Raw genomic sequence first — 25,284 nt, 5'->3', positions numbered from 1 at the left:
AGGGTTACGTGATGCATGTTGTCTGGGCGCATGACCATACGTTTTATTTCAATGAATCAGGCAAGTTTTATTCCGGTGGCAAGCTGCCTTACACGGTGTGGGAACGGTATTTGAACGTGTTCGACCGATTGACGGTCGCCTGCAGGGGCAAGCGGACCTCTACCGATGCGGATATGTCGGGCAAGACGCTGTCGAGTGGGCCAAACGTCGATTTCGTCGTACTGCCGTCACTTAGCAACCCGGTTAACAAGCTGACGAAAAGAGGCTATGTCGAGCATACATTGACGGACAAAATCCGTGAGGCGGATGCCGTCATTGCACGCATGCCAAGTGAGATTGGGGCGGAGGCGATTCGCATCGCCAAACGTCTAGGCAAGCCATATGCAGTGGAGATGGTAGCCTGCGCATGGGACGGCTTGTGGAATTACGGCAGTCTGCAAGGCAAGCTGTATGCCCCGTTAGCGCTGTGGAAAAACCGCAGGCTCGTGAAGCATGCGCCGTTCGCGGTTTACGTGACCGAGCGATTCTTGCAGGAAAGATACCCTTGTCCGCGAGGCCGCACGGCTTCGTGCTCCAACGTGGAGCTGCCACCCGTAGGTGAAGAGGTGCTGCAGCGGCGGCTCGCCCGTATTCAAGGCGGCAATGGTGGCAATGGTCCATTCACCATCGGCCTCATCGGTTCGCTTAACGGCCGATCCAAAGGAATTGACATTGCATTGCGGGCGATCAGCATCGCGCGTCCGCAGTTGCCGGAAGCCATCTCGTTCCGGGTGCTTGGCGATGGCGACCCGGCTCGCTGGCAGCAGCTTGCGGACAAGCTGGGCATCGGCGAGATCGTTTCCTTCGACGGTGTGCTACCAAGCGGCTCGGCGGTGCATGAATGGCTGGATGGCATCGATGTATACGTGCAGCCAAGCTTCCAAGAGGGGCTGCCTCGCGCCACCATCGAAGCGATGAGCCGCGGTTGCCCGACGTTGGGTTCGACAGCGGGCGGCATCCCTGAGCTGCTGGACGAGAATTGCCTGCATCGTCCAGGTCAAGCCGCTGCGCTGGCTAGACAGCTTGTTCGTTCAGCTTCTAGCGCTGATTGGCGGGGCGAACAGGCAGAGCGCAATTTCAGCCTCGCGGGTGCTTATACGAAAGAACGGCTTGATCTGAAGCGGCATGTGTTCTGGCGGGCATTCGGCCATTACGTTCGAAGCGGCGACGCCTTATCTGAATTACGAACCGAAGGAGTGAATGCGTAATGGCGATTCTAGTAACGGGAGCGGCCGGCTTCATCGGCTCGCATGTATGCCATCGACTGCTGGACGAGCGCCAACGAGTCATCGGTATCGATAATTTCAACGACTATTATGACGTTGGTCTGAAGCATGATCGGTACGCCGCTCTGATGAGGCGGACAGGTTTCACCGGACGAGAGCTTGATGTGGCCGAATATGAACCGCTGCTTGCCTTGATGAAGGCAGAAGGCGTGACGACGGTTATCCATTTGGCGGCGCAGGCTGGCGTACGTTACAGCCTGACGAATCCTTTTGCCTACCTGGAATCGAATTTGACGGGGTTCGGGCATGTGTTGGAGGCTTGCCGCCAGCTCGGCGTACAGCATCTGATCTATGCTTCGTCGAGCTCGGTATACGGGGCGAATGAAAAAATGCCTTTTGCCGTGCATGATAACGTCGATCATCCTGTCAGCCTATACGCGGCAACCAAGAAAGCGAATGAGCTGATGGCGCATACGTACAGCCACTTGTACGGATTGCCGACGACAGGACTTCGGTTCTTCACGGTATACGGACCTTGGGGCCGTCCCGATATGGCTTACTTCAGCTTCACGAAGCGTATTGCGGAAGGGCAGCCGATTCAAGTATTCAATGGCGGCAACATGCTGCGCGACTTCACTTATATTGACGACATCGTGGAAGGCATCCGCCGATTGATCGACAAAGTGCCGCAGCCGGATCCAGCATGGGATCGCCTCAAGGCTGATCCGGGCTCCAGTTACGCGCCATATAAGATTTATAACATCGGCAACAATCGGCCTGTAGAGCTGATGACCTTTATCAAGACGATCGAGGATGCGCTTGGACGCAAAGCTCGGATTGAATATATGCCCATGCAGCCCGGTGATGTGCAGGCAACATTCGCTGATATCGACGACCTGTCAGCTGCTATCGATTTCCGCCCTGTAACGACGATCGAAGAGGGCATCGGTCGGTTCGTCGACTGGTACAAGTCGTATTACGGTATTTCATTACAGAAGGTGGTTTCATCATGAGCCGAATCGCCCATATATGCACCTCCGGCATCAGCCACCACATTATGGGCGACAAGCTGCGTCTGCTGCAGCAGGAAGGCTGGGACGTGACGTTCATTACTTCGGCGGAAGGCACGAGTCCCAGCGTTCGTGCAGCCTATCCGTTCCGATGGGAGCACATCGCGATGGAGCGCTCGATCAAGCCGTTGGCGGATTTGGCCTCTATCATCGCCATGTATCGTTTGTTCCGGAAAGAACGCTTCGACGTCGTCCATACCCATACAGCCAAAGCGGGCTTGATCGGGCGAGTTGCGGCCAAGCTGGCGCGCGTACCCGTCGTGATGCATACGAGCCATGGCCTGCCTTTTTACGAGGGTCAGTCGAAGCCTGCTTATTGGCTTTATCGCACGCTCGAGAAGGTGGCTGCGCTGTTCTGTGACGCACTAGCTTCGCAGAATGGGGCAGACGCGGAGGCGCTTCGTAAGCTGGCGCCTTGGCGGCCTGTCTATACAGAAGGCAACGGTGTCGATCTCGACAGGCTTGATGATGCTGCTGCCAGGGTTGACGAGGAGCGATTGGCTCATCTGCAGGAAGCGTATGGTTTGGCGGCGGAAAAGCCGCTCCTCTTCGTCGCTGCTCGGTTTGAGCCAGTTAAGGATCACGGTCTGCTGCTGGATGCGCTGAAGCTGGTAAAGCGGGAAGGCAAGCTTAACTGGACGACGGTGCTTGCCGGTCAGGGCCCGCTGGAGGGACAAGTTCGGGAAAGATTGCAAGCGGACGGCCTGACGGAGGACGTAGTCATTGTCGGCCAGCAGCCTTCGATCGTCCCTTGGCTTGCGATGGCGGATGCCGTCGCTCTCACATCGGAGAAGGAAGGAATTCCACGCTCCATCATGGAAGCGATGGCGCTGGGCAAGCCGGTTGTCGCTACGAATGTGCCCGGCACCAAGGAACTAGTGGTGCACGGCGAGACAGGGCTTCTTGCGGAATATCGGAACGCAGATAAGCTGGCTGAAGCTCTCGCTGAGGTCATGCTTTCCGAGAGCAAGCGCAGTCAGTTTGGTGCGGCGGGAAGAGCTCGAATCGCGTCAGCTTTCACGGAGTCGATCGTCGTGCAGCGTCTGCTGCGCATGTACCGAGAGACGGCCAGAAGAACGCAAAGAGCGCGGGGGCTGCGAAATCGGCTGCGTGCCGCAGCGAAGCGGGCCTTCGATCTGGCGGTCAGTGTACCTGCTTTTGTTGCATTACTGCCGGTGTATGGAATCGTCGCACTGCTCGTCAGGCTGAAGCTTGGATCGCCCGTGTTGTTCCGTCAGAAGCGTCCGGGAAGGCATGGCATGCCGTTCATGATGCATAAGTTCCGTACGATGACGGATGCGACGGATGCGTCCGGGCAGCCGCTGCCAGACGAAGTGCGGCTTACGGCTTTCGGCAGATTGCTCCGCAAGCTCAGTCTCGACGAGCTGCCGCAGCTGCTCAACGTGATTCGGGGGGAGATGAGCCTCGTCGGGCCTCGACCGCTATTGATGGAATATCTAGCGCTTTATACCGAAGAGCAGGGACGCCGCCACGATGTGCGGCCCGGCATTACGGGCTGGGCGCAGGTGAATGGCCGCAACGAACTGTCTTGGGACGAGAAGTTTAAGCTCGATGTCGACTATGTCGATCGTCAGTCCTTTGGGTTGGATCTCCGCATTTTGGCCATGACCGCAGCTAAAGTATGGAAGCGGGAAGGCATTGCGCAGCCAGGCAAGGCGACGATGAGCCGTTTCACGGGCGAACGAGAAGCAGGCGGTGTGCCATGGTGATGCATCATTACTCGGAGAAACGGCCCATTATCGTGATCGGGCAGGGCGGCCATGGCCGCGTGCTCATGGAAATCGTTCGCGTGTCGCCGCAATATCGGCTAACGGCTATCGCCGACGACCGGTATGCGGAAGTCACCTTATGCGCTGGCCTGCCATACGGCCCGATCAACGCAGTGCCGCTCATGCTGGAGGATGAACCCGCCGCACAGGTCGTGATCGGCATCGGCGACAACAAGACCCGGCGAGCGATCGCAGAACGGCTTGGCCTTGCGGACCTCAGCTATGCGGCGCTGGTGCATCCCGGGGCGCATGTAGCCGGCGACGTGCGGCTTGGACCGGGCGCGGTTGTCATGCCTGGCGCCGTTATCGGGCCTGGCGCGGTCATTGGCGCTCACGCGATCGTGAACTCCGGCGCCGTCGTCGAGCATGACGCCATTGTTGGTCCGTTCGCACATGTCTCGCCGAACGGAACGCTGGCCGGCGCGGCTTCGGTCATGGAGGGCGCACATGTTGGGAGCGGGGCTGTCCTGATCCCCGGCGTTCGGTTAGGGCGCTGGTCGGTCCTCGGTGCAGGCGGTGTCGCCATTCGCGACGTACCTGATGCAACGACCGCCGTCGGCGTTCCGGCACGGGCGATTACGCAGCACGGCTAGCGATAGCGGTGAATCGCTGTAGGATTTCGCAACAGAGCGGCATTTATTTTCGTGAAGAAAATGGAGGGATTATTCATGAACCAACGCATCTTCTTATCGCCGCCTCATATCGGGGAGGCAGAAGCGGGCTTCGTCGCGGAAGCGTTCGCGAGCAATTGGATCGCACCGCTTGGTCCCAATGTTGATGCGTTCGAGCAAGAGATTGCTTCTTATGTCGGGGCACAGGGCGCAGTGGCGCTCTCCTCCGGTACGGCGGCTATTCATCTAGCGCTCCGACTGCTAGGCGTGGGACGAGGCGACATCGTATTCGTCTCGTCGCTGACGTTCATCGCAAGCGTCAATCCTGTACTGTACGAAGGCGCAGTACCTGTCTTCATTGACGCTGACGAAACGACCTGGAACATGTCGCCAGCAGCACTTCAGCGCGCGCTGGAGGATGCGCGTCGTGCAGGTCGGATGCCGAAGGCAGTCATCGTCGTCAGCTTGTATGGACAGAGCGCAGACATGGCAGCAATTACCGAGTTGTGCGAGCAATATGGCGTTCCGATCGTGGAAGATGCTGCGGAATCGCTTGGCGCGACATACCAAGGCTCTGCGAGCGGCACATTCGGGCGGTTCGGCATCTATTCCTTCAACGGAAACAAAATTATGACGACCTCCGGCGGCGGCATGCTGATCGGTCAAGATCTTGAGGCGCTGAAGCTTGCCCGGTTCTGGGCGACGCAGTCGAGGGATCAGGCCCTGCATTACGAGCATTCGCAGCTCGGCTTCAACTACCGGATGAGCAACGTACTGGCCGGTATTGGCCGGGGGCAGCTGCAGGTGCTGGACAGTCGCATTGAAGCGAGAAGGGCGATCTTCGAACGTTATGTGGCAGCATTCTCTGGCATTGAGGGTATCGACTTCATGCCGGAAGCGCCCTATGGTCGATCGACTCGCTGGCTAACGGCGATGACACTCGACCCGGATGCGACGGGCACGACGCCAGAAGCGTTGGTCCATGCGCTAATGGAAGCGAATATCGAAGCGCGGCCGGTGTGGAAGCCGATGCATCTGCAGCCGCTGCTTCGCGAATGTGCTTATTACCCGCACACGGACTTGCCGCAGGGCAGCGTGTCTGATCAGCTTTTTGCCCGGGGCATCTGCTTGCCGTCCGGCTCGTCGCTGACGATCGAGCAGCAGAATCGGGTTATCGATTGCATTCACAGCCATCTGGCGGACAGCCGCAAACTTGCAAGCGTGCTTGCCGCGCATAGCGGTTAACTCGACTGGACCCGTTCGTTTCTATATTAAAAGAAGGGCCAAATGCGGCGAATCGCCTCACGTAAGTGCAAAAATGCACCTACGCGTCGCCGAGTGCATCGAATCGGTTCACGTAAGTGCAAAAGTGCACCTACGATCGGCCCAATGCGGCGAGCCGCCTCACGTAAGTGCAAAAATACACCTACGCGTCTCCGAGTGCATCGAATCGGTTCACGTAAGTGCAAAAGTGCACCTACGATCGGCCCAATGCACCGAGCCGCCTCACGTAAGTGCAAAAATACACCTACGCGTCTCCGAGTGCGGCGAATCGGTTCTCGTAAGTGCAAAAGTGCACCTACGCGTCGCCGAGTGCACCGAATCGCCTCACGTAAGTGCAAAAGTGCACCTACGCGTCGCCGAGTGCACCGAATCGCCTCACGTAAGTGCAAAAATGCACCTACGCGTCTCCGAGTGCATCGAATCGGTTCACGTAAGTGCAAAAGTGCACCTACGATCGGCCCAATGCGGCGAGCCGCCTCACGTAAGTGCAAAAATACACCTACGCGTCGCTAAGCGCGCCGAATCGGTCCATGTAAGTGCAAAAGTGCACCTACGCGTCGCCTAGCACACCGAATCGGACTGCGAAGGTGCAAAAGTGCACCTACCGTCGGGCACATACGCGAAATCTATTATCTAATCCAACTAAGGGGGATCTTCCCATGAAAGTGCGCAAAGCGATCATTCCAGCAGCCGGCCTCGGCACGCGGTTCCTGCCCGCAACGAAAGCACAGCCGAAGGAGATGCTTCCCATCGTCGACAAGCCGACGATTCAATACATAATCGAGGAGGCAATCGCCTCTGGCATTGAGGATATTCTGATTGTCAGCGGCCGCGGTAAGCGGGCGATCGAGGATCATTTTGATAAAACGTTCGAGCTTGAGGATGCACTGTCTAAGAAAGGCAAGTCCAAAGAGTTGGAGCAAATTCAGCGTATCTCGGATATGGCGAACATCCACTATATTCGTCAAAAAGAGCCGCGTGGTCTTGGTCACGCCATCTGGTGCGCACGCAGCTTCGTTGGCGACGAGCCGTTCGCCGTCTTGCTTGGCGACGATATCGTACAATCGGACGAGCCGTGCCTTGGTCAGTTGATCCGCGTATACGAACGCTATTCTTCTTCAATCGTGGGCGTACAGCGAGTCAGCGACGATGACGTATCCAAATACGGCATTATCGCCCCACGCGGATCATCGATTGAACCGTCGGTCTTCTTCCTTGACGGACTCGTCGAGAAGCCGTCTCGCAAAGCGGCGCCGTCCAATTACGCGATTATGGGTCGGTATGTGCTGACACCGGATATCTTCGAAATTCTCGAGAATCAAGAGCCTGGCGCAGGCGGAGAAATCCAGCTGACCGATGCGATCAAGAAGCTGAATGACCGCAAGACGGTGCTCGCTTACAACTTCGATGGCGTCCGCTACGATGTCGGCGACAAATTCGGGTTCATTCGCGCGACGCTCGACTTTGCGCTGCAGCGGGAAGACCTGCAGAACGATGTGCTCCAATACGTCCAACAGGTATACGATAAGCATTTTTCCATTCTGAATAAGGTGGCGAAATAACGATGCGGAACATTACGGTAATCGGAACGGGATATGTCGGACTCGTATCGGGCTCTTGCTTTGCGGAGGTAGGTAACCGGGTTATCTGCTGCGATGTCGACGAGCGTAAAATCAACCTGCTGCAAAGCGGCGTCGTGCCGATCTATGAGCCGGGGCTGGAGGAGATGGTGGCGCGCAATAAAGAGCAGGGCCGCCTGCACTTCACAACGGATGTTGGCGCGGCGATCGAAGCGTCGGACATCGTCTATATTGCAGTTGGCACGCCGATGTCGGAGACGGGCGAAGCGGATATGCGGTATGTGATGTCGGCTGCGAAGAAGGTCGGCGAGCATTTGAACGGCTATAAGATTATCGTGAACAAAAGCACCGTGCCTGTCGGTACTGGCGAGCTTGTGCGCGAAGTCGTACAAGCGAACAAGATGGCGCCATGGGCGACATTCGATGTCGTGTCGAACCCGGAATTTCTGCGTGAAGGCTCCGCTCTGTCGGACTGCATGAACATGGACCGTGCCGTAGTTGGCTCGGACAGCTTTGCGGCGGCAAAGGAAATTGCGGAGCTGCATGCACCGTTCAACACGCGGGTCTTCATGACCGATCTCGAAAGCGCAGAGATGATCAAGTATGCGGCGAACACTTTCCTCGCTACGAAAATCTCGTTCATTAACGCCATCGCGAACATTTGCGAGCGGGTCGGCGCGAACGTGAGTGACGTGGCCGAAGGGATGGGGATGGACAGCCGGATCGGCGGCAAATTCCTGCAAGCGGGCATCGGCTACGGCGGATCCTGCTTCCCGAAGGATACGTATGCGCTTGCTCATATTGCCGACAAGTCCGGCTACGAATTCGAGCTGCTGAAGTCGGTCATTCGAACGAATCAGAAGCAGCGGATGCTCGTTGTGGACAAGCTGCGTGAAGCGCTTGGTTCGCTCTCTGGCAAGCGGATTGCCGTGCTTGGGCTGGCATTCAAGCCTAATACCGACGACATGCGAGAGGCACCTTCGCTCACGATCGTGCCAGAACTGATTCGTGCGGGTGCATCGGTGCGTGCGTACGATCCAATCGCAAGCGATGCAGCGAGCCGACTGCTGCCGAGCGAGGTGCTTTATGCAGATTCGGTCGAAGCGACAGTGACTGGCTGCGATGCTTGCGTCATTCTGACGGAGTGGAGCGAGGTTATGAGCATGTCCTTGGCTCAGGTGCGTACGCTGCTGGCAAGGCCAATCATCATTGACGGCCGCAATTGCTTCGGCTTGGAAGAGATGGAGCGGGAAGGCTTCATCTATCACTCCATTGGCCGTAGGCCGATCGGCGCCGTGAACGATGAGCGGCAATCCGTTAACTTTTGACCGAAAGGGGGTGAACGATTTATACAGCTTGCCGTCTCCGACAGGAGCTATGGATAGGGCTGGAGGGATTGGACGCCACGAGGGGTGTTCGAAAGCATACGTTTGTTGGAATGCCCGACGTCGCATATGCGTTGTTCAATGGGCCGGCACAACACTCGCTGCAAGGCAATCAAGGATGTAGCGAGGGTGCGTCCAGCCTGAAATAGCAGCGAATGATGAACAAACGTTGTGGCTATCGATGGAAGCGGACGCCCTCTCGACTCAAAGGAAGGATGGTTACAATGCGTAAACCTATACGCGGAATTATCGCACTGACTGTTGCAGCCGCGCTTGTACCAGCGATGACAGCGCAAGCCTCTTCGCCGTTTAAGACGGCACTTGCGTCGATCGTGTCTAATCATGCGTCATCCAACAGCTCGGTTGTGCTCGGATCGCTCAGCTTAGGGAAGCTGAGCGTTCAGTCGCCACTTGCGCTGTTAAAGCAAAGCGTTGAGGACAAGCAAGATAATAGTAAGGACAAGTCAAGCAACGGTAACGGCAATAGTAACAGTAATAATGGCAACGGTAACGGCAATGGTAACAGTGGCAATGGTAACAGCAACGGCAATAGCAACGGCAACAGTGGCAATAACGGCAATAGTAATAACGGAAACAGCAATGGCAACAACGGTAACGGGAATAGCAACGGCAATAGCAACGGCAATAGCAATAGCAACAATGGAAACGGAAACAGCAATAGTAACAATGGCAATGGCAATAGTAATAACGGAAACAGTAATGGCAACAACGGTAACGGAAATAGTAACGGCAACGGAAACAGCGGCAATAACGGTAATGGCAACGGAAACGGCAATGGATCGGATGATCTGGAGCAAATTAAGAAAGAGCAAGAGATTTACAACGATACGGGCTATACGCTCGTTAAGCTGCGCAATGCATGCCAAGCGGAGCTGACCGATTACGCGGTACAGTTTACAACATTGACGTCCACGCATGAGAAGACGGTTTTGTACAAAACAGCCAGTGATGCGTTCACGTCATGCACATCCCAATATCGCAGTGTGATGGATGACGCCATCGCGAAGCTTGCAGCGATCGGCGGAGATCCGGCTCTGCTGGAGCCGATGCAGACACGGTATCAGGAAGAGATCGTCGAAGGTCGTGCAACGCTGAAGAGCATCGTCGGCAAGTAAGGCAAGAATATGGAAAAGGGATATCCGACAGCAGCCGATGCTGTACGGATATCCCTTTTTCATTTTAAAGAAATCATCGTATTACAGTACGAGATCGCAAGCCTCAACCGGCATCCAATGCTCGTCTTGTCCGTCCCATTTCACGTTGCAGCCGATCGGATTCGTCAATGCAACCGATACCGATTGTCCGCTTGTCAGCTCATCGAGCGCATTGTCGAGGTCGTTGACCGTCATGCGCGCCGTGTCGCGCGGATAGTCGACGCCGCGTCCGGTGTACACCAGCTTGCGCTCTTGGTCGAACACGAAGAAGTGTGGCGTCCGCAGCGCGCCATACGATTTTGCGACATCCTGCGACTCATCCCGCAAGTACAGCCATGGATACTGCTTCTCCGCCATACGCGCCACCATATGCTCAAACGAATCGAGTGGCTTTGTATTGACGCTGTTGCTGTTAATGCCAATGAATGTGACTCCGCGATCTGCATATTTCTCAGCCGTTGCGCGCGTCACCTCATCTGAACCGACGACATAAGGACAATGATTGCATGTGAAGAAGACGACGAGAACCGGCGAACGAGCGAAATCAGCGAGCGAATAAGTATTACCGTCTGTTGCAGGCAGCGTGAAATCTGGTGCTTGCTGCCCGAGCTGCAAGGTGAATGACATTGAGAATCCCTCCTTTTCCCATTCGTATTCGACCTCTAACGCTGTAAATCCTTCCTATATTTGAGCGGAGTCATTCCAGTATGCTTACGGAACGTATGTTGAAAATGGGACAAGTTCCCGAATCCCGAAGCTTCCGCGATCTCAAGCACCTTCTGGTCGGTTGTGCGAAGTAGTTCCTGTGCGCGCCGAATACGGACAAGCTGTACGAATTCGGAATAGGTGAAGCCAGTCGACCGCCGGAACATCCGGCTTAGATGCGATGGGCTGAAATAAAACTGCTGGGCAATCTCATCAAGACCTAGCGGCTCCTCGCAGTGGCTGAGAATATAGTCGATGACGGGTTGAATTCGCCCTTCGGTAACGTTGGCAGGAACAGGACGCATCGCGTGATCTTCGCTATGACGTTTCATTGCGCGTCCAACCGTAAGCAGCAGCTGTGATAGTAGTGCATGCAGCATGGGCTCGTGAGCGGGTTTGCGGCTGGTGAACTCGTCGCACATTTGCATGAGCAGCCGTTCGATTTCGATACGATCTTCACCATCAAACGGTAAAATCGGCGATGGCATACGGAATGCCTCCAGGTGAAGCGGCATGACGTGCATGCCAAGCTGAAGGAACGATAGCGAGAACTGGACAAGAATCCGTTCATGTCCCGATGCATCAGGATCGTCAATCGTTCGATGGATGACGCCAGGTGGAATGAGCACCAATGTGCCTGGCGTGACGCCATACGTCTGATCTCGGACGAAATAACGCCGACCGCCAGAGACGAGATAATACATTTCGAATGTATCTTCCATTTGGTTCGACATCGTGAACGGGTGCTGACGCGCGATCCGTTCCACGAACAGTAATTGCTCGTTCATGGTGACACTCCCTAACGCGAATAAACTCGGAATTTAAGCCAATATCATTTTCCACTAACACTTGCACTTAGGAGCATAATAACACACTTTCTTAAATATTTGAGCGGAATACGATTAGAAAATGGTTCATATATGCTTTAGGATGAAGGTAATGAAAGCGAATGCATGTTAGCAGACGCAAAACCTAAGCCTTTGCTTCCGATGCAGCTTTTGCTGCAGATCATTCGATAATATCGAAAGAAGCAGACGCACACTTTTAGGAGGGTCCAAGCAATGACGAAGAAGAAATACGTACTGGTAGGCTGCGGCAGCCGCAGCGAAATGTTCTATGGCGCGCTTGCACGCGATTTCCGCGAGACGTCGGAGTTTCTAGCATTTTGTGATATTAACCGGACGAGAATGGCGCTGGCGAACCGTTACCTGCGCGAGAAGTATGATCACCCTGAAGTTGCTACCTACGGTGCGGACGCATTCGATACGATGATCGAGGAGCAGAAGCCGGACGTTGTCATCGTGACGACGGTTGACCGTCTGCACCATCACTATATTATTCGTGCAATGGAAGCGGGCTGCGACGTTATTAGCGAGAAGCCAATGACCGTTGACGATGAGAAATGCCGCGAAATTATGGACGCTGTCGAGCGTACAGGCCGCAAGCTGCGCGTTACGTTCAACTATCGGTACGCTTCGTACCATTCCCGCATCAGAGAGCTGATCATGTCGGGCGTGATCGGCGATGTCAACTCGATTCACTTCGAATGGCTGCTCAACACGGTGCACGGCGCGGACTACTTCAGAAGATGGCATCGTGACAAAAGAAACAGCGGCGGCCTGCTCGTCCACAAGTCGACGCACCACTTCGACCTCGTTAACTTCTGGCTCGGTTCCTACCCAGAGACGGTATTCGCGTTCGGCGATCTCCGCTTCTATGGCCGCGAGAACGCGGAGAAGCGCGGCGTGACGGAATTCTATCAGCGCGCATACGGCAGCGAAGCTGCGAAGGAAGACCACTTCGCGCTGCATCTCGACCAGAACGAGAACCTCAAGGCGATGTACCTCGACGCGGAGCATGAAGACGGCTACCAGCGCGACCAGAGCGTATTCGGCGACGGCATCAACATCGAAGACACGATGGGCGTGACGGTTCGTTATCGCAACAAAGCGATCCTCACGTACTCGCTTAATGCATACATGCCATGGGAAGGCTTCAACGTTGCGTTCAACGGCAGCAAGGGCCGGATCGAACTCAAGGTTGTTGAAACCTCGTACGTCAACGGCGGCGGCGACAAAGCGCTCGAAGGCGCGGCAGTTGGTTCGAGCATTATCGTATTCCCGATGTTCGGCGAGCCTTACTCCGTTGAGCTTGAGAAAGCCGCAGGCGGTCACGGCGGCGGCGACCCTGTCCTGCTGAACGACCTGTTCGGCGTACCGGCACCGGACCCGCTGAAACGCGCAGCATCGCACGTCGACGGCGCCATGTCCATCATGACCGGCATCGCCGCGAACCAATCGATTCGCACCGGCCTCCCAGTACGGGTGGCGGACTTGTTGAAGTAGAAGGTACAGATAAAGGAAAGACAGCAGGGATAGGTGGCAGGTTAAATGTTAGAGCCTAAAGAAGCGAATTGCTTTTTTAGGCTTTTTTTTGGTAGATAGAGAGAAAGAGTATTCCATATAATAGAATCAGGTGTGATATTAACTAAGCAGGAAATGAAGATCAGCGAAGTCGGAGGAGAACACAAAATGAAGCTAACAAAGTCCGCGCTAAACAAGCACTTGAAGCAATTAACGAACGAGCAGCTCATCGAACTGGTAAAGGCATGCTATAGCAGCAGCAAAGATATGGAGAAATTCCTTGCAGTCAGAATACTTGGCGATGAAGCGGTTGTACCCTTATTTGAGCAGTACCGACAAAAGGTTGAGGACGAGTTCTTTCCTAAGCGTGGTCATGGAAAGCTGCGTTTGAAAGAAGCGAAGAGTGCAATAGCGGAATTCGAGCGTTTGACTGGAAACGAGAAGTACAGTCTGGAGCTGAAGCTGATTTATGTGGAGAATGGCGTTGAATTTACGTTGGCCTTCGGAGATATCGATGAGCGATTCTACTATAGTATGACCTCGATGTACGCCGATATGATCGACGCAGTGAATGAGGACGAGACAGGCGCGCGGTTCGATGAATATAAGGAACGACTTGAAGCGATTGTTTCCCGAACGCGCGGGATCGGCTGGGGATTTCATGATGCATTGGATGATCTTCATGCACAATTGGACCGGAACTAGAGGGGAAAATACATTTGTATAAGAAGAGAAAAAAGCGAGTTGCTTGGGAGCCCGAGCTGCTGGAAGCATGTGAGCGGGACGAGTATTTCTATTTTATTGCCGGGTATACGGATGGAGGTATTCCGTTTGGTACTACTTGGGAATAATGGGAGGAAGAACAACGTAATGCTGCGTATGCGGCGACGGCAGCCGTGGAGGTCCCTATGAAAATATTGAAAATAACAAAAGATCAGTTTAAAGAGCTGGCAGATACCTATGATACCCATACGGATGGAATGGATTGGTACCTGAACATCGAGACAGGCGAAATTGTGATGCTCCGAGACTTCGACGTTGATGATGAGGAAGAGGAACTAAACGAGCTGGTGGAAGAGGGATTCAATATGACGTATTTCCGGATTCCGCAGCGAGATTCGAATGAAGGCTATTGCGATATGGTGGATTTCACAGAGACGGTTCAAGACGCTGCCCTCCGATTAGAGCTTTGCGACATATTGAATGGCGGTCGCAAAATTTTTCGACGTTTCAAAGATGAACTGTCCTCCAATAAGACGGAGCTGGAGCGCTACTATCGTTACCTGGAGTCTCGAAATCGAGATCGTATTCTCGATTGGTTAGAAGAAATAAATGTGCAGCTAGCGCTAGAAACAGAACAATAAAATAAGCAGATAGCAGTCCCAGATCAATAATACGTGGCTGGGGCTATTTCTTATTCAGATATCAATATCGGACAACCTTCTGCAACGAATGCTGCTGTCGGAAGCATAGGACGAGTGGATATAATGAGGCTATCCATTATCTATCATGCACGCAGGAGGTTTGAAGACGATATGAAGCTATCGGAGCAGCAGCAATCGAAACAGCAGTCCATTCTATCGCAGGCGCGACAAGTATCGGAGCAAGGGCCATTCCAGCCGAATTGGGAGTCGCTGAAGCAGTTCCAAGTACCGGAATGGTACGAGCGGGCGAAGTTCGGTATTTTTATCCACTGGGGCTTGTTCGCGGTGCCTGCCTTCCATAATGAGTGGTACTCGCGCAACATGTACCAAGAGGGAACACCGGAGTGGAAGCATCACGCGGAGACGTTTGGGCCGCACACCGATTTTGGCTACAAGGATTTCATTCCGATGTTCAAAGCGGAGAAGTTCAATGCGGATCAATGGGCGGACCTATTCGTGAAGTCGGGTGCGAGATATGTCATTCCTGTAGCAGAGCATCATGATGGGTTCCAAATGTACGGCAGCGAGTTGTCGGAATGGAACGCTGTGCAGATGGGGCCACGCAAGGACATCATTGCGGAGCTTGGCGCCGCGGCGCGCGCTCGTGGTTTGAAGTTCGGCGTATCCAGTCACCGCGCGGAGCACTGGTGGTTCTTCGATGGCGGCCGCAAGTTCCCTTCAGATGTGCAGGATCCGGCATTCGAATCGTTCTACGGTCCGGCAGCACCCGGGCCGGAGGACCATCACGATCCGGCGCTGGCTCCGCCGGATGCAGCTTACCTAGACGATTGGCTGGCGCGTACATGCGAGCTGGCGGATAAGTATGAGCCGGACATCGTTTATTTTGACTGGTGGATTCAGCAGCATGCGTTCGAGCCGTACTTACAGCAATTCGCTTCTTATTACTATAACCTCGGTGCAGAACGGAAGCAGCCGGTTGCGATCAACTACAAGTACAAAAGCTTCCCGGAGGGCACGGCGATCTATGATGTCGAGCGGGGTCAGCTCAAGGGCATTCGCGAACCATTCTGGCAGACGGATACGGCCGTATCGTATAACAGCTGGTGCTATGTGAAAGAGCAGCATTACAAGCCGGTTGAAGACATTGTGAGCGACTTGGTCGACATCGTGAGCAAAAACGGCTCGCTGCTGCTCAACATTGGACCGAAGGCGGACGGCACGCTTCCGGATGAAGAGATTGCCATGCTCGAGACGATCGGCGAGTGGCTCTCCCTAAACGGCGAAGCGATCTATGATTCGAAGCACTGGACAATTTATGGGGAGGGTCCGACAGCTGTGCCAGATGGTGCATTCTCGGATGGCAAGCGGGACAAATTCACGCACAAGGATATCCGCTTCACGGTACAAGATCATGTGCTGTACGCGATCACACTCCGTAATCCCGGTGCCGAAGATATCGTCATCGAGTCGCTTGGCGAAGCTGCCGGTCTGTTCAAGCAAGACATCGCGCGTATCGATCGACTTGGTTGGGACGGCGATGTACAGTGGGAGCGCGGGCAGGATGCATTGACGATTCGTGGTGTCGAAACGGAAGGTGTACTGCCGGTCGTATTCCGCATAACACCAGCGTAACGTCAGACTAACAGCAGTGCCCATTTCCATGGATTCCTTGCGATATGTGCAGATTTTGGGTAACATGAAGGAAAGTTTCTACTAGCTTTTGTCCATGCAGCACATAGAGGAACGGAGCGGAAATGGGCATGTCGAATATAAAATGCGCCGGCTGCGGCGTCGAAAAACCGCCGGAAGCTTATCCGAAGCGGTCGGGACGACAGACGCGGCGCGGTATTTGCCGCGCCTGCCTGCGTTCGCGCAAGCGGCTGCGTGCATTAGGTGAGGGGCCTGCGGAGTCGACCGCAGCGCAAGCGCTTTACGGCGAGCAGGCCGCTGCACGAGAGGGCGAAGCCGAACGCGAATGGATAGAACCAAGCGTAAGTGTGAATGTCATCAGTGAAGCTGAAGCAGCCGAAGAGCCAAAGCGCAAACACAAGCGGAAGCGAAGACGCGGCAAGCGAGCGAAGAAGAAAGCTGCACTGGCAGCGGGATTGGATGAAGCGGATGATCCGCAGCCTTCCACTGGAGAAGAGCTGGCTGATCATACGGAACACGAACTTGGCACGGATAGCGGGAATTCGGATGCACAGGATCACGATCCTGCTTTAGCTGCTGAGTCTACAGGAGACGCACCTGCCGAGCGCGAGCAAGGCAAGCGTCAACGTAAGCGCAAACGTAGACGCCGCAGTAAGAAATCGGCAAACGTGGCGGTTTCCAGCATCAAGGAAGACACTGGCGGCGATACTGCCAAGCACATCCTGACATCAGCAGATGAAGGAACCGAAATAGAACAAGACTCGGCTCATCAACATGATGAAGAAGAGCATCCGGTCAAGCGCAAACGGAAACGGAAGCGTAAGCGGCGTAAGAGCAAGCAGATCGCTGAGAGTGAGACGGCGATATCGGAAATCGAAGCACCGAAGCGGCCAGCCGTTCGTCCGCCGAACAAGCGGATCGTGCCGTTTAAAGGGCCTTTTACTTTCGATGCTGCGATTCTGAATGATAAGGGGACCGGCATGATCCGGCTTCGCGGACGGCGTGAGACAGGCAAGCGCTGGCATACGGAGATCGAGAAGGACATTGCGGTACGGATGGTACAGGAAGGAGCTGCGGGTATCATTCACCCAAGGCTCATTCATAAGCTGTACACGAAGAGTGACTTCCGTCTGCTTATTCTGCAGCGGGACAACTATGTATGCCGTTACTGCGGCCAATTCGGCGATACGATCGACCATGTGATGCCGAAGTCGAAGGGTGGTCTGTCGTCTCCGATGAACTGTGTGTGCGCTTGCAGCGAATGCAATCTGCTCAAAGCTGACAAGCTCGATTTTCCTTATCCGGATGATCCGGACGAGGACGCAGAAGAATAACGAACAAATACGCCTTCATACCCGCTTCATCAGCGGAGATGAAGGCGTATTTTATTATAGTTAGCGCGCATTGGCAAGGTCCGGCAGGGTAAGCCAATCGTAGCGATTCGTATTTCGATAGATTTCCTCCAGGTCGAATACGATTGGAATGACATAATCACCTTTATAGAACGTTTTCTCAGCAATTTGCTCCATCGGAACGCGAAACGAGACACGAAGTGCGCGGCAAAATACAGGCTCCAGCAGCGTCACGCAGTATTTAAGATTGAATGTTTTGCAGCAGTGTACAGCTGTCGACACCAGCTCACCAGAATAGTGAAGCCCGCGGAACTGCTTGAGCAGCGCGAACTTGTCGATCTCACCGATGCTGCCTTGGTTTGCAATAATGGAAGGATGTTCAGCGAAAGGGGCGATCTCATCAATAGCGCTTTGACCTAGGACATAGGGCTTAATCTCGGATGTACCGACAATTTGGCCTTCGGGAGAAGCGACCACATAGCGGGCAAGTGCGTTGCTGGAATATTCCAGCTCGTAACCTTTCTCACGCCATACAGATTCCCATACTTTATTGAATTGCACCAGATCGTGTGCGTCTTCTACTTGTCTGTACATCAAATTCTTCCTTTCCTTCATCGATTATCATCTGTCGCGAGCTTCTTGATTTAGTGAACGTCCACCCTCCAATTCCTTCATTTGACAACTATAGTATCACTATTCTCTCAAAAAAAGATAGGCCTTAGGTCTGAATAATGGGAAAAATTGTAGATCGCTGACACTTAAGGTTTATATTTAACATTTTGTAAAAGTTGCTGCCAATAGGAGTCGTTTGTTCTCCAAATATCGGGGTTATCCGGCAGCATGATACCGCATGTATGTGGGAGCGGCCAGTGGTTCTCAACGAGGGTGGAAACAGGATTGTGATTCACGAGCAGGACGTGGAACTCTCCTGTTACAATCGACGCTAACGCTTGCTCCAGCTCAAGTGCTTCCTCTGGCAGTCCTCCTGTACGAACAAAAAGGATGCGGCGTGCGCTGGCGGCTTTGGTCAAAAAACGCGCAATCCGACGATCCATCTTGGTACGGAACGCATCGTAGTCGGGCCAATGTGTGGGTGTATTGCGAGGGTAAGGGAAGTCGTGGACGATAATCATGTCGTTGGCGACGTCTCGAAGGAGGATGAAATTGTTGAGTGTCGTTTGGTAAACCAGATTGTGCTGTAAGGCGAAATTGGAGAATCGGCTCCGAATCATCCGGGTAACATTCGGCAGATGGACAACATCTACCCAATCCAGCACTCCTGTGTACGGCCGAATCCCGTTGCGTTCTAGTTGAATTGCAGGGAGGCAGTTCATGCCGAGACTAAATATGGCATCGTATTGTCCTGCTATTTCGTGAAGCTCCATGCGCATCTCCACTCTTTCTTAATCTTCTTTCTCTATTCTATGAATGCGATTGATCGCCCGTACGGGCGAACTCTATCGTTCATATAATAGAACGATTAGTTTGTTGATTTACGGAGGAGAGGAGATAGGGGCAGAAGATGAAGAAGGCGGGTTATCGGATAGAAAAGCATCAAATCGTACCTTTTCTGCTCACTGATTGGGAGGTACCCATTGCGAAGTTGACCGTAACGACGAAGAAGCCGAACTGTCTCGTGCGTCTTGCCTTCGAGATTGGCTGGAGTAAGCCGCACACTGCTGATCTAGGCGAGATGGAGATCGTCATCCGGGAGTCATCAGGTGGAGGCCATGAATTGTTCCGTGATTCGGAGATGTGCCACACCAATGCGATGATGTCAATGGATTGTGACATAGCAATTCCACAGGCAGGAACTTATACGTACTACATGAATGCAGTGTCGGTTGGCAGACGTGCCATTATTAATGGGCCGATCTATTGGTATGAGGCATCTACTTCATAACTATCAGGAGGGATTATGAGATGAAGACGACATGGCTTCGGATGCCGAATTTTTCACATCCATATGCGCTCAGCTCGAATGACGAGGATATGATTTTGGCAGGAATTGAGAAGGGCGGCGGCTATTACGAGCCTCATATCATGAATGCACTTCGCAACATCGTACGGCCGAATGCAATTTGTCTAGACATTGGTGCGAATATTGGTGCGATCTCGCTCGGGATGAGCACTTATGCGTCGCAGGGCAAGGTATATGCTTTTGAGCCATCAGAGGCGAATTTCAATTTCTTGACCTATAATGTAAAACAAAATAATAGAGGGAACATCGAACCGCTGAAGCTTGGCGTGTTCGACAAAAATACGGAGATGCAGTTCTCCTATATTGATTTTGGCGGCGGCTGGTCGCATATTACGACCGAGCATGCAGCGCGTGGTCATCAGGAGACGGTCCAATGCGTCCGTATCGATGATTGGACGAGAGAGCGGATGCTGTCGAAGCTTGATCTGATTAAGCTGGATGTGGAAGGTGCGGAGGTTCCAGCCCTGAAAGGGATGGAGAGAACGATTGCTCTGTATAAACCTGACTTGATCGTCGAGTTTAATCCGACGGCACAGCGTACCATTTTCGACGAGGAGCCGCGCGAGCTCTACAATGCGCTGAGTAAATTGTATCCAAACCTGTATATTCTCGACTTTAACTATACGGCGCCAAGATTAACCAGCTTTGAACAGCTGATGGCGATGTTCCAAGGCGGGCGCGAGGTTGTTGATCTTTACTGCACATTCAAAGGCTAATTCGATGAGAATGAGTCTGAAAACAATGAGCATTCGGTGAGAATGCTCTAATCTTTTCCAGTATCTGAGTCATGATTGTCCTCTCTCCCCGTGATAAGATGAGTGGCATCGAGAGGAAGCGCGATGCTTTCCTCGAAATGACATTTTATATCCGGGAGGACGAATGCATGTACAAGCAATATATTCGCAAGACTGTCGTTGGCGCCGTTATCGCTGGGATGGCGTTCGCTGGTATCGGAGCAGCAGGCCAAGCTTCCGCTGCTACAATTAATCCGACACAGTTCAAAACCATTGTAACGAACAACAGCACGGAGCTGAACAAGCTCGCAGCCCAATACGGGATAACGATAGATTGGAACTCGATTTGGAACCAAATCGGTCAAGGTACAGTGACGGTAACGAATCCGAGCACGGGAACGGGCAGCGGCACGACGACAACGACGCAACCAAGCACGGGAACAGGCAGCGGCACGACTACGACGACGAATCCAAGCACCGGTACGTCGACGGGAGGAACGGGCACTAGTACGGGAACGAACACGAGCACAAGTGCATATGCACAGCAAGTTGTGACGCTTGTGAACCAAGAGCGCGCGAAGGCGGGCTTGTCTGCCCTGACGAGTGATTCTCTTCTGACGACGGTTGCGAACGATAAGGCGAAGGATATGTCTGTTAACAACTACTTCAGCCACACGTCGCCAACGTACGGCTCGCCATTCGATATGATGACCTCGTATGGCGTGAAATACTCGTATGCAGGTGAGAATATCGCATCCGGCCAGAAGACGCCGCAAGAAGTTATGACTGCGTGGATGAACAGTGCCGGTCATAAAGCAAATATTCTGAGCGCGAACTATACGAAAATCGGCGTCGGTTACTACAACGGCGAATGGGTACAAGAGTTCACGGGCTAATGCTTATATAATGAAGAACGGCGCTGCAGGGTGTACCTGCGGCGTCTTTTTTTGTTAAAAATTTCTACCCACCTAAATCCTCAGGAACTCTACCCACCTAAATCCTCCCTGCTAGGGAGGACCCCAGGGGACTCCCGTCCCCTGGACCCCGGAAGGGGATGGCGGCGGGACAGAGGCGAATGTGAGTGGCTGTGTGCTGGGAGTCGCGTGCCCCTTGGGGCAAGCTTTTGTTCGAGCGTTTGTTACTTCTTCTGCCGACTGCTGATTATCGGATAGAGTACATAAAAGTACAATACCAACCGGCCGACAACGGCGGCAGGCAGTGGGGAGATCCATTAGAATACGCTAATCGTCTGCCATTCCAATGGTGGCGGATTAGAGATGTTAAAATCGTCTAATTGACTAATACCAACTGACGACCATTCAACTATTTAAGCCGCCTACGTTTATGGAACGCAGGCGGCTTGTGCATGTACGGAACATCACTCACAATACACCAATCTCCATTAGCCGATTTCGCATAGCCGCGCCGAGAGCGGCGGGGTTGTAGCGAGAGGCTATCGTCTGCGCGGCGGCAGCGCCGAGCCGCTGGCCCAATCTGCGGTCGATTACGAGCTGCTGCATGAGGTTTGAGGCTTGGCGAAGATCGGGCTCAGCCCACCAGCTGCCAGCTTGATAAGGGCCGACGGTTACGGGGTTAGACACAAGCGTATAGCGAACGGGACAGCCGTTATGAGCATTTAAGAAGTCGGTGTTGCCGGACCAGTCCGTCGCGATGACAGGCTTGCCCTTAGCCATCGCTTCTGCAATCGCAAGGCCGAAGCCCTCGGCTCGGTGCAGTGAAACATAGGCATCGCAGCATTCGATCAGGCCAGCTGTTTGCTGGCGAGTCATCGGCGCTTCGATCCAATACACATTGTGGCAGCCGGCGAGCCTCTGCTTTAACAGCTCCAATGTCGCTCCTCCAGCGCCTGCATGATTGGCCTTTAAGACGAGTCCGACCGATGGGTTCAATGCTCCGAACGCTTGTAGAAAAGCGTTAAGCGTACCCATCGGGTTTTTGCGTTCAATGAAGCTATGCGTATCGAACATCGTGAGGAATAAGAAGCTGTTCTCCGGTAGGCCGAACATCGCACGTGTATGCGGCTCTATGCCCGTTGATGGGGCGCTTATGCCGTAAGGCAGTGTTAAGACGGGTACAGGGCTCCTCGCAGCGATGACATCTCGTACGAATCGGGAAGGTGTCCAAATTTCGCGTACGTAAGGCCAGCTGTCTGCCCAATTGTCCGGGATATCAGTCATCTCCCAGTGCCAGTAGCCAATCGTATATTTACGCTCCACGAGCTGATGTCCAAGACGTCCAAGCACATGAGGCATATAGTCGGGATTGAATTGCAGAATCGTACATTTGTGTACGGGAGTAGGAATCTCTAAATGGGCGAGACTGAAATCCGTCGCATTCCCCATCGATAACGAATCACAGCTCATGATCGAGGTTGGGACAGCAGCGCTTATAAGGGAGGCTGCCTGGAGGCGGCAGGCCTCGCCAAGCCCGGAGTCCGAACGGTTGAAGCCGACGAGCTGTACGCCGGGCATTCCTTCCGGCACAGGAGGCAGCAGAGCGGGAGGCTCTACAGGCAGCTGCTGAAGCGCATGCCGGGAAGACGCCGAACCGCCGCCAGCTCTCAGACGGCGGTTGCTGCTCGTATAACGGCGTCGTGCCCGCCCGCTCTTACGTACTGCTATGCCGCGCCGGGAACGAGCGCGAGAGCCCTTCCGAGCGTGAGAGGCCGCCCGCCGCTTACGTCTTTGACGTGCGGCCTGCTTACTCATAACATCAGCAACCGGTTTTTCATTCTAGCGGCTGCATGGTCCCATGTGAAACGACTATGCATGTCAGCGGCTGCGGCACGGCCTTTCTCGGCTGCTTCCTGCGGATGGTCAGCGACATAACGCATCATTTCGATCAGATGATTCAGATCCGGCTCCGCCCAGTTGAAGCCGTGGTAGTAAACACATCTTGCTTCTGCAGGGACAAGACGTTTCACCCGAAGCGGATAGCTGTTCGACTCGGTCATGAACTCTGTCTGCGCGCTCCAGTTGGTCGCAATAACCGGAAGACCACAAGCCATAGCCTCCAGAATCGGCATGCCCCAGCCTTCGCCGCGAGTTGGCAATACGAAGCAGTCTGCGGAGCGATACAGGCTGCCCATCCAGTGCGACGGGATTTTATCATTATGCAGCACAAGAATACGGTCTGCGGCAGACCCGAGTCTTAGCTTGCGAATTTCGGACGGTACGTCGATGGTAGGATCATTATTAATGATTTTACAGACAAGCAGTACATCATCCCGTCCATGGAAAGCCGTGCCAAATGCTTCGAACAACGTCTCCGGCGATTTGCGCTCGCCCCACTCGAATACGGACAAGAAGGTGAACTTGTCGGAGAACCGTTTGCCTCGAATGTGAGGGTGGAAATATTCAGGGTCGACGCCGAGCGGCATAACTTGAATCGGTACATGAACGCCGCTGTCACGGAACGTCTGAAGATTGAAGCGAGAAGGTACCCATACTTCATTCATCATGTTGCACTGCTGCACCCAGTCCGCAGGGAGGCCGTCGACCTCCAGCATCGTGTAGCCGATTTTGTAGTCGCCGTCATTTTTGAAAAAAACATCGCCCTGCGCATATACGATATGGACACGATCACCTGCTGTCGACCGTTTCTTGAACAAGTTGATCCGGTTGTCCGGCCCTGTCTCAGGCTCACCGAATGGCATTGGTGTTCCCGGCCCGTACACATAACGATAAGACACTTTTACGTGACTGCGATCAAGTGCAAGCATCAAGTTCCTCGACGTCTCCGTATACCCGTACAAGGAGAGGAAGGCAAGTGACTGCCAATTGACGCGGCTCTCGTAGCGTGTCTCAAGCGGTACCGCCCATTTGCGCCGGAACACTTCGCGTGATTTGTTGTACATATCCCAGAAGTCGACGCCATTCACGCGAGTAGACGTATTGTGGTAATGATGCAGCGTGACGCGTCCGTCGCAGACGACACGGTAGCCGGACATGATTGCCTTCAAGCAGTAATCGGTATCTTCGAAGTAGGAGAAATAGTCAGTGTCCAAGAAGCCGATCCGTTGGATGAGCTCCCGTTTCAAATAAGCTGCTGCAAAAATAACGCCCTGCACATCGCGGATCCCTGTGTATTGGCGAAGATCATGTTCCTCGCCGCCGATCTGCTGGCCTGTCAGATCATCCGGCAGGATGTAAGTGCCCGCATGATGCAGCTGGCCCTCTGGTCCGTGCAGGCGGCAGCCAACAATGCCGATGTCACGAGATTGGTAGGCTGTTTCTTGCAGCTTCGACAGCCAGTCGTGCTGCTCGGCTAGAATATCATTGTTGAGCAGGACGATGTCGCTGTCCGGTAGTGCATAGGGCAATGCGGCGTTATTGCCTGCGACGAAACCAATATTGATCGGGTGGGGAATGAGCTTCACCCATGGAATCGATTGTAAGTAGCTGACCGTACCGTCGGTGCTGCCATTATCGAATACAAGCACCTCGGTCATCCCCTCCTGCAGAGAAGGCTGAAGGGCGGCTAGACATTTTCGCGTATAGTCAAGACCATTCCATGTTAGGATGATGATCGTAACGGGGCGGATCAGCGGTTTCTTATCCATAATAACTGGCGCATGATCTACATGACCGGGATCGTAGGTACCGTATTGCGGATCGCGCTCGTAACGTTCCCAAGCCGGTTGAACATGCTGAGGAGGACTTGCTTTGGCATAAGTGCGCTTTCGGCGTTTGCCCATCGCACGGCGTCGGCGGCGATTGGAGTAAATGGTGCCGCGCTTGCGCCGCAGCTTAGAAGGTTTAGAAGACTTCGATGCCCTCGAACGAGAGCGAGATCGGACGGATCGTTTGCGCGCGCTGGAAGAACGAGTCTTGGAGCGGGATGAGCTTCTAGCTGTACGGGATGCCATGTTTGTTCACCTGCCCTCTTAAGAATCAACTCCGTTAAGCATGTGGCATAACAGGCTGTCGTGTCG

At 53.9% G+C, this 25,284-nt stretch carries 24 protein-coding genes and 1 pseudogene; 19 read left to right on the top strand and 6 right to left on the bottom strand.

All coding sequences use genetic code 11. The features are described from left to right. The first annotated feature begins 11 nt into the window (after nt 1-11). The 9 genes and pseudogenes from DFQ01_RS05030 (at nt 12) to DFQ01_RS30970 (ending at nt 10,121) form a co-directional block, all read left to right on the top strand. Nucleotides 12-1,247, top strand: coding sequence for a glycosyltransferase family 4 protein (locus DFQ01_RS05030; protein ID WP_110042768.1), 1,236 nt, complete (start codon nt 12-14; stop codon nt 1,245-1,247). Beyond that, nucleotides 1,247-2,278: an NAD-dependent epimerase gene (locus DFQ01_RS05025; protein ID WP_110042767.1), complete on the top strand. Its 1,032-nt coding sequence runs from the start codon at nt 1,247-1,249 to the stop codon at nt 2,276-2,278. Before DFQ01_RS05030 ends, DFQ01_RS05025 begins: the two co-directional genes overlap by 1 nt. Continuing rightward, nucleotides 2,275-3,372 (top strand): annotated as a pseudogene (locus tag DFQ01_RS31510) (glycosyltransferase family 4 protein); the annotation flags it as partial. The gene DFQ01_RS05025 and the pseudogene DFQ01_RS31510, both read left to right, overlap by 4 nt. A gap of 69 nt (nt 3,373-3,441) precedes the next feature. After that, on the top strand, nt 3,442-4,065 hold the full coding sequence (locus DFQ01_RS31505; RefSeq protein WP_281271977.1) for a sugar transferase: 624 nt from the start codon (nt 3,442-3,444) through the stop codon (nt 4,063-4,065). Continuing rightward, nucleotides 3,978-4,718: an acetyltransferase gene (locus DFQ01_RS05015; RefSeq protein ID WP_342769981.1), complete on the top strand. Its 741-nt coding sequence runs from the start codon at nt 3,978-3,980 to the stop codon at nt 4,716-4,718. The genes DFQ01_RS31505 and DFQ01_RS05015 overlap by 88 nt, the downstream gene beginning before the upstream one ends. Before the next feature lie 75 nt (nt 4,719-4,793). Next, nucleotides 4,794-5,981, top strand: coding sequence for a DegT/DnrJ/EryC1/StrS family aminotransferase (locus tag DFQ01_RS05010; protein ID WP_110042765.1), 1,188 nt, complete (start codon nt 4,794-4,796; stop codon nt 5,979-5,981). Between the two features lie 698 nt (nt 5,982-6,679). Continuing rightward, the gene (gene galU, locus DFQ01_RS05005; RefSeq protein ID WP_110042764.1) at nt 6,680-7,582 is read left to right on the top strand and encodes a UTP--glucose-1-phosphate uridylyltransferase GalU; all 903 of its coding nucleotides are present in this window, start codon (nt 6,680-6,682) and stop codon (nt 7,580-7,582) included. Between the two features lie 2 nt (nt 7,583-7,584). After that, nucleotides 7,585-8,928, top strand: a complete 1,344-nt coding sequence (gene tuaD / locus DFQ01_RS05000; protein WP_110042763.1) for a UDP-glucose 6-dehydrogenase TuaD — start codon at nt 7,585-7,587, stop codon at nt 8,926-8,928. 281 nt (nt 8,929-9,209) lie between these two features. Further along, a complete protein-coding gene (locus tag DFQ01_RS30970; protein WP_174812546.1) occupies nt 9,210-10,121 on the top strand; it encodes a hypothetical protein in 912 nt (303 codons plus the stop codon). 81 nt (nt 10,122-10,202) lie between these two features. Here the strand turns inward: DFQ01_RS30970 and DFQ01_RS04985 are convergent, their stop codons facing one another. Both DFQ01_RS04985 and DFQ01_RS04980 read right to left on the bottom strand, forming a co-directional pair. Further along, complete coding sequence (locus tag DFQ01_RS04985; RefSeq protein WP_110042761.1) at nt 10,203-10,787, bottom strand: thioredoxin family protein; 585 nt, start codon at nt 10,785-10,787, stop codon at nt 10,203-10,205. 35 nt (nt 10,788-10,822) lie between these two features. Beyond that, the gene (locus DFQ01_RS04980) at nt 10,823-11,653 is read right to left on the bottom strand and encodes an AraC family transcriptional regulator (RefSeq protein WP_110042760.1); all 831 of its coding nucleotides are present in this window, start codon (nt 11,651-11,653) and stop codon (nt 10,823-10,825) included. A gap of 273 nt (nt 11,654-11,926) precedes the next feature. Between DFQ01_RS04980 and DFQ01_RS04975 the strand changes: the two genes are divergently transcribed. The 6 genes from DFQ01_RS04975 to DFQ01_RS04955 all read left to right on the top strand — a co-directional run bounded on the left by DFQ01_RS04975 (nt 11,927) and on the right by DFQ01_RS04955 (nt 17,597). Continuing rightward, nucleotides 11,927-13,210, top strand: coding sequence for a Gfo/Idh/MocA family oxidoreductase (locus DFQ01_RS04975; protein WP_110042759.1), 1,284 nt, complete (start codon nt 11,927-11,929; stop codon nt 13,208-13,210). 186 nt (nt 13,211-13,396) lie between these two features. Further along, nucleotides 13,397-13,933: a DUF6155 family protein gene (locus DFQ01_RS04970; RefSeq protein ID WP_245946529.1), complete on the top strand. Its 537-nt coding sequence runs from the start codon at nt 13,397-13,399 to the stop codon at nt 13,931-13,933. Nucleotides 13,934-13,947: 14 nt separating this feature from the next. After that, the gene (locus DFQ01_RS31850) at nt 13,948-14,079 is read left to right on the top strand and encodes a hypothetical protein (RefSeq protein WP_281271973.1); all 132 of its coding nucleotides are present in this window, start codon (nt 13,948-13,950) and stop codon (nt 14,077-14,079) included. 57 nt (nt 14,080-14,136) lie between these two features. Then, entirely contained in the window at nt 14,137-14,592 is a 456-nt protein-coding gene (locus DFQ01_RS04965) for a UPF0158 family protein (protein ID WP_245946528.1), read from the top strand. A 171-nt stretch (nt 14,593-14,763) separates the two neighbouring features. Continuing rightward, nucleotides 14,764-16,245, top strand: a complete 1,482-nt coding sequence (locus DFQ01_RS04960) for an alpha-L-fucosidase (protein ID WP_110042758.1) — start codon at nt 14,764-14,766, stop codon at nt 16,243-16,245. Nucleotides 16,246-16,373: 128 nt separating this feature from the next. After that, nucleotides 16,374-17,597 carry an HNH endonuclease gene (locus DFQ01_RS04955; RefSeq protein ID WP_174812547.1) on the top strand — a complete coding sequence of 408 codons (1,224 nt, stop codon included), beginning with the start codon at nt 16,374-16,376 and terminating at the stop codon, nt 17,595-17,597. Between the two features lie 60 nt (nt 17,598-17,657). Here DFQ01_RS04955 and DFQ01_RS04950 read toward each other — a convergent pair whose 3' ends face one another. Both DFQ01_RS04950 and DFQ01_RS04945 read right to left on the bottom strand, forming a co-directional pair. After that, nucleotides 17,658-18,209, bottom strand: a complete 552-nt coding sequence (locus DFQ01_RS04950) for a hypothetical protein (RefSeq protein WP_110042756.1) — start codon at nt 18,207-18,209, stop codon at nt 17,658-17,660. Nucleotides 18,210-18,373: 164 nt separating this feature from the next. Then, nucleotides 18,374-19,000, bottom strand: a complete 627-nt coding sequence (locus DFQ01_RS04945; RefSeq protein WP_174812548.1) for a DUF1796 family putative cysteine peptidase — start codon at nt 18,998-19,000, stop codon at nt 18,374-18,376. A 137-nt stretch (nt 19,001-19,137) separates the two neighbouring features. Between DFQ01_RS04945 and DFQ01_RS04940 the strand changes: the two genes are divergently transcribed. The 4 genes from DFQ01_RS04940 (at nt 19,138) to DFQ01_RS04925 (ending at nt 21,624) form a co-directional block, all read left to right on the top strand. Next, on the top strand, nt 19,138-19,518 hold the full coding sequence (locus DFQ01_RS04940) for a hypothetical protein (RefSeq protein WP_110042754.1): 381 nt from the start codon (nt 19,138-19,140) through the stop codon (nt 19,516-19,518). Nucleotides 19,519-19,538: 20 nt separating this feature from the next. Continuing rightward, nucleotides 19,539-20,312: an FkbM family methyltransferase gene (locus tag DFQ01_RS04935; RefSeq protein ID WP_110042753.1), complete on the top strand. Its 774-nt coding sequence runs from the start codon at nt 19,539-19,541 to the stop codon at nt 20,310-20,312. 167 nt (nt 20,313-20,479) lie between these two features. Then, nucleotides 20,480-21,226 carry a CAP domain-containing protein gene (locus DFQ01_RS04930; RefSeq protein ID WP_110042752.1) on the top strand — a complete coding sequence of 249 codons (747 nt, stop codon included), beginning with the start codon at nt 20,480-20,482 and terminating at the stop codon, nt 21,224-21,226. A gap of 185 nt (nt 21,227-21,411) precedes the next feature. Next, entirely contained in the window at nt 21,412-21,624 is a 213-nt protein-coding gene (locus DFQ01_RS04925) for a hypothetical protein (RefSeq protein ID WP_110042751.1), read from the top strand. Nucleotides 21,625-21,712: 88 nt separating this feature from the next. Here DFQ01_RS04925 and DFQ01_RS04920 read toward each other — a convergent pair whose 3' ends face one another. Further along, nucleotides 21,713-23,059, bottom strand: coding sequence for a glycosyltransferase family 4 protein (locus DFQ01_RS04920; protein WP_110042750.1), 1,347 nt, complete (start codon nt 23,057-23,059; stop codon nt 21,713-21,715). Next, nucleotides 23,056-25,218 (bottom strand): glycosyltransferase, encoded by a 2,163-nt coding sequence (locus DFQ01_RS04915; RefSeq protein ID WP_110042749.1) that lies wholly within the window; start codon nt 25,216-25,218, stop codon nt 23,056-23,058. The genes DFQ01_RS04920 and DFQ01_RS04915 overlap by 4 nt, the downstream gene beginning before the upstream one ends. Nucleotides 25,219-25,284 lie beyond the last annotated feature (66 nt).

This window comes from Paenibacillus cellulosilyticus, from assembly GCF_003182255.1.
In the GTDB taxonomy this organism is placed as follows: domain Bacteria; phylum Bacillota; class Bacilli; order Paenibacillales; family Paenibacillaceae; genus Paenibacillus_T; species Paenibacillus_T cellulosilyticus.
This window is presented reverse-complemented; position numbering and strand designations above follow the sequence as displayed.

Coding starts and splice junctions, on each gene's coding strand:
- DFQ01_RS04985 (WP_110042761.1), bottom strand. CDS start 10,787: ATGTCATTCACCTTGCAGCTCGGGCAGCAAGCACCAGATTTCACGCTG.
- DFQ01_RS04930 (WP_110042752.1), top strand. CDS start 20,480: ATGTACAAGCAATATATTCGCAAGACTGTCGTTGGCGCCGTTATCGCT.
- DFQ01_RS05025 (WP_110042767.1), top strand. CDS start 1,247: ATGGCGATTCTAGTAACGGGAGCGGCCGGCTTCATCGGCTCGCATGTA.
- DFQ01_RS05010 (WP_110042765.1), top strand. CDS start 4,794: ATGAACCAACGCATCTTCTTATCGCCGCCTCATATCGGGGAGGCAGAA.
- DFQ01_RS04955 (WP_174812547.1), top strand. CDS start 16,374: ATGTCGAATATAAAATGCGCCGGCTGCGGCGTCGAAAAACCGCCGGAA.
- DFQ01_RS30970 (WP_174812546.1), top strand. CDS start 9,210: ATGCGTAAACCTATACGCGGAATTATCGCACTGACTGTTGCAGCCGCG.
- DFQ01_RS04970 (WP_245946529.1), top strand. CDS start 13,397: ATGAAGCTAACAAAGTCCGCGCTAAACAAGCACTTGAAGCAATTAACG.
- DFQ01_RS04950 (WP_110042756.1), bottom strand. CDS start 18,209: ATGTACAGACAAGTAGAAGACGCACACGATCTGGTGCAATTCAATAAA.
- DFQ01_RS04960 (WP_110042758.1), top strand. CDS start 14,764: ATGAAGCTATCGGAGCAGCAGCAATCGAAACAGCAGTCCATTCTATCG.
- DFQ01_RS04935 (WP_110042753.1), top strand. CDS start 19,539: ATGAAGACGACATGGCTTCGGATGCCGAATTTTTCACATCCATATGCG.
- DFQ01_RS05015 (WP_342769981.1), top strand. CDS start 3,978: ATGGAAGCGGGAAGGCATTGCGCAGCCAGGCAAGGCGACGATGAGCCG.
- DFQ01_RS04980 (WP_110042760.1), bottom strand. CDS start 11,653: ATGAACGAGCAATTACTGTTCGTGGAACGGATCGCGCGTCAGCACCCG.
- DFQ01_RS04965 (WP_245946528.1), top strand. CDS start 14,137: ATGAAAATATTGAAAATAACAAAAGATCAGTTTAAAGAGCTGGCAGAT.
- galU (WP_110042764.1), top strand. CDS start 6,680: ATGAAAGTGCGCAAAGCGATCATTCCAGCAGCCGGCCTCGGCACGCGG.
- tuaD (WP_110042763.1), top strand. CDS start 7,585: ATGCGGAACATTACGGTAATCGGAACGGGATATGTCGGACTCGTATCG.
- DFQ01_RS04915 (WP_110042749.1), bottom strand. CDS start 25,218: ATGGCATCCCGTACAGCTAGAAGCTCATCCCGCTCCAAGACTCGTTCT.
- DFQ01_RS04975 (WP_110042759.1), top strand. CDS start 11,927: ATGACGAAGAAGAAATACGTACTGGTAGGCTGCGGCAGCCGCAGCGAA.
- DFQ01_RS05030 (WP_110042768.1), top strand. CDS start 12: ATGCATGTTGTCTGGGCGCATGACCATACGTTTTATTTCAATGAATCA.
- DFQ01_RS04945 (WP_174812548.1), bottom strand. CDS start 19,000: ATGGAGCTTCACGAAATAGCAGGACAATACGATGCCATATTTAGTCTC.
- DFQ01_RS04920 (WP_110042750.1), bottom strand. CDS start 23,059: ATGAGTAAGCAGGCCGCACGTCAAAGACGTAAGCGGCGGGCGGCCTCT.
- DFQ01_RS04940 (WP_110042754.1), top strand. CDS start 19,138: ATGAAGAAGGCGGGTTATCGGATAGAAAAGCATCAAATCGTACCTTTT.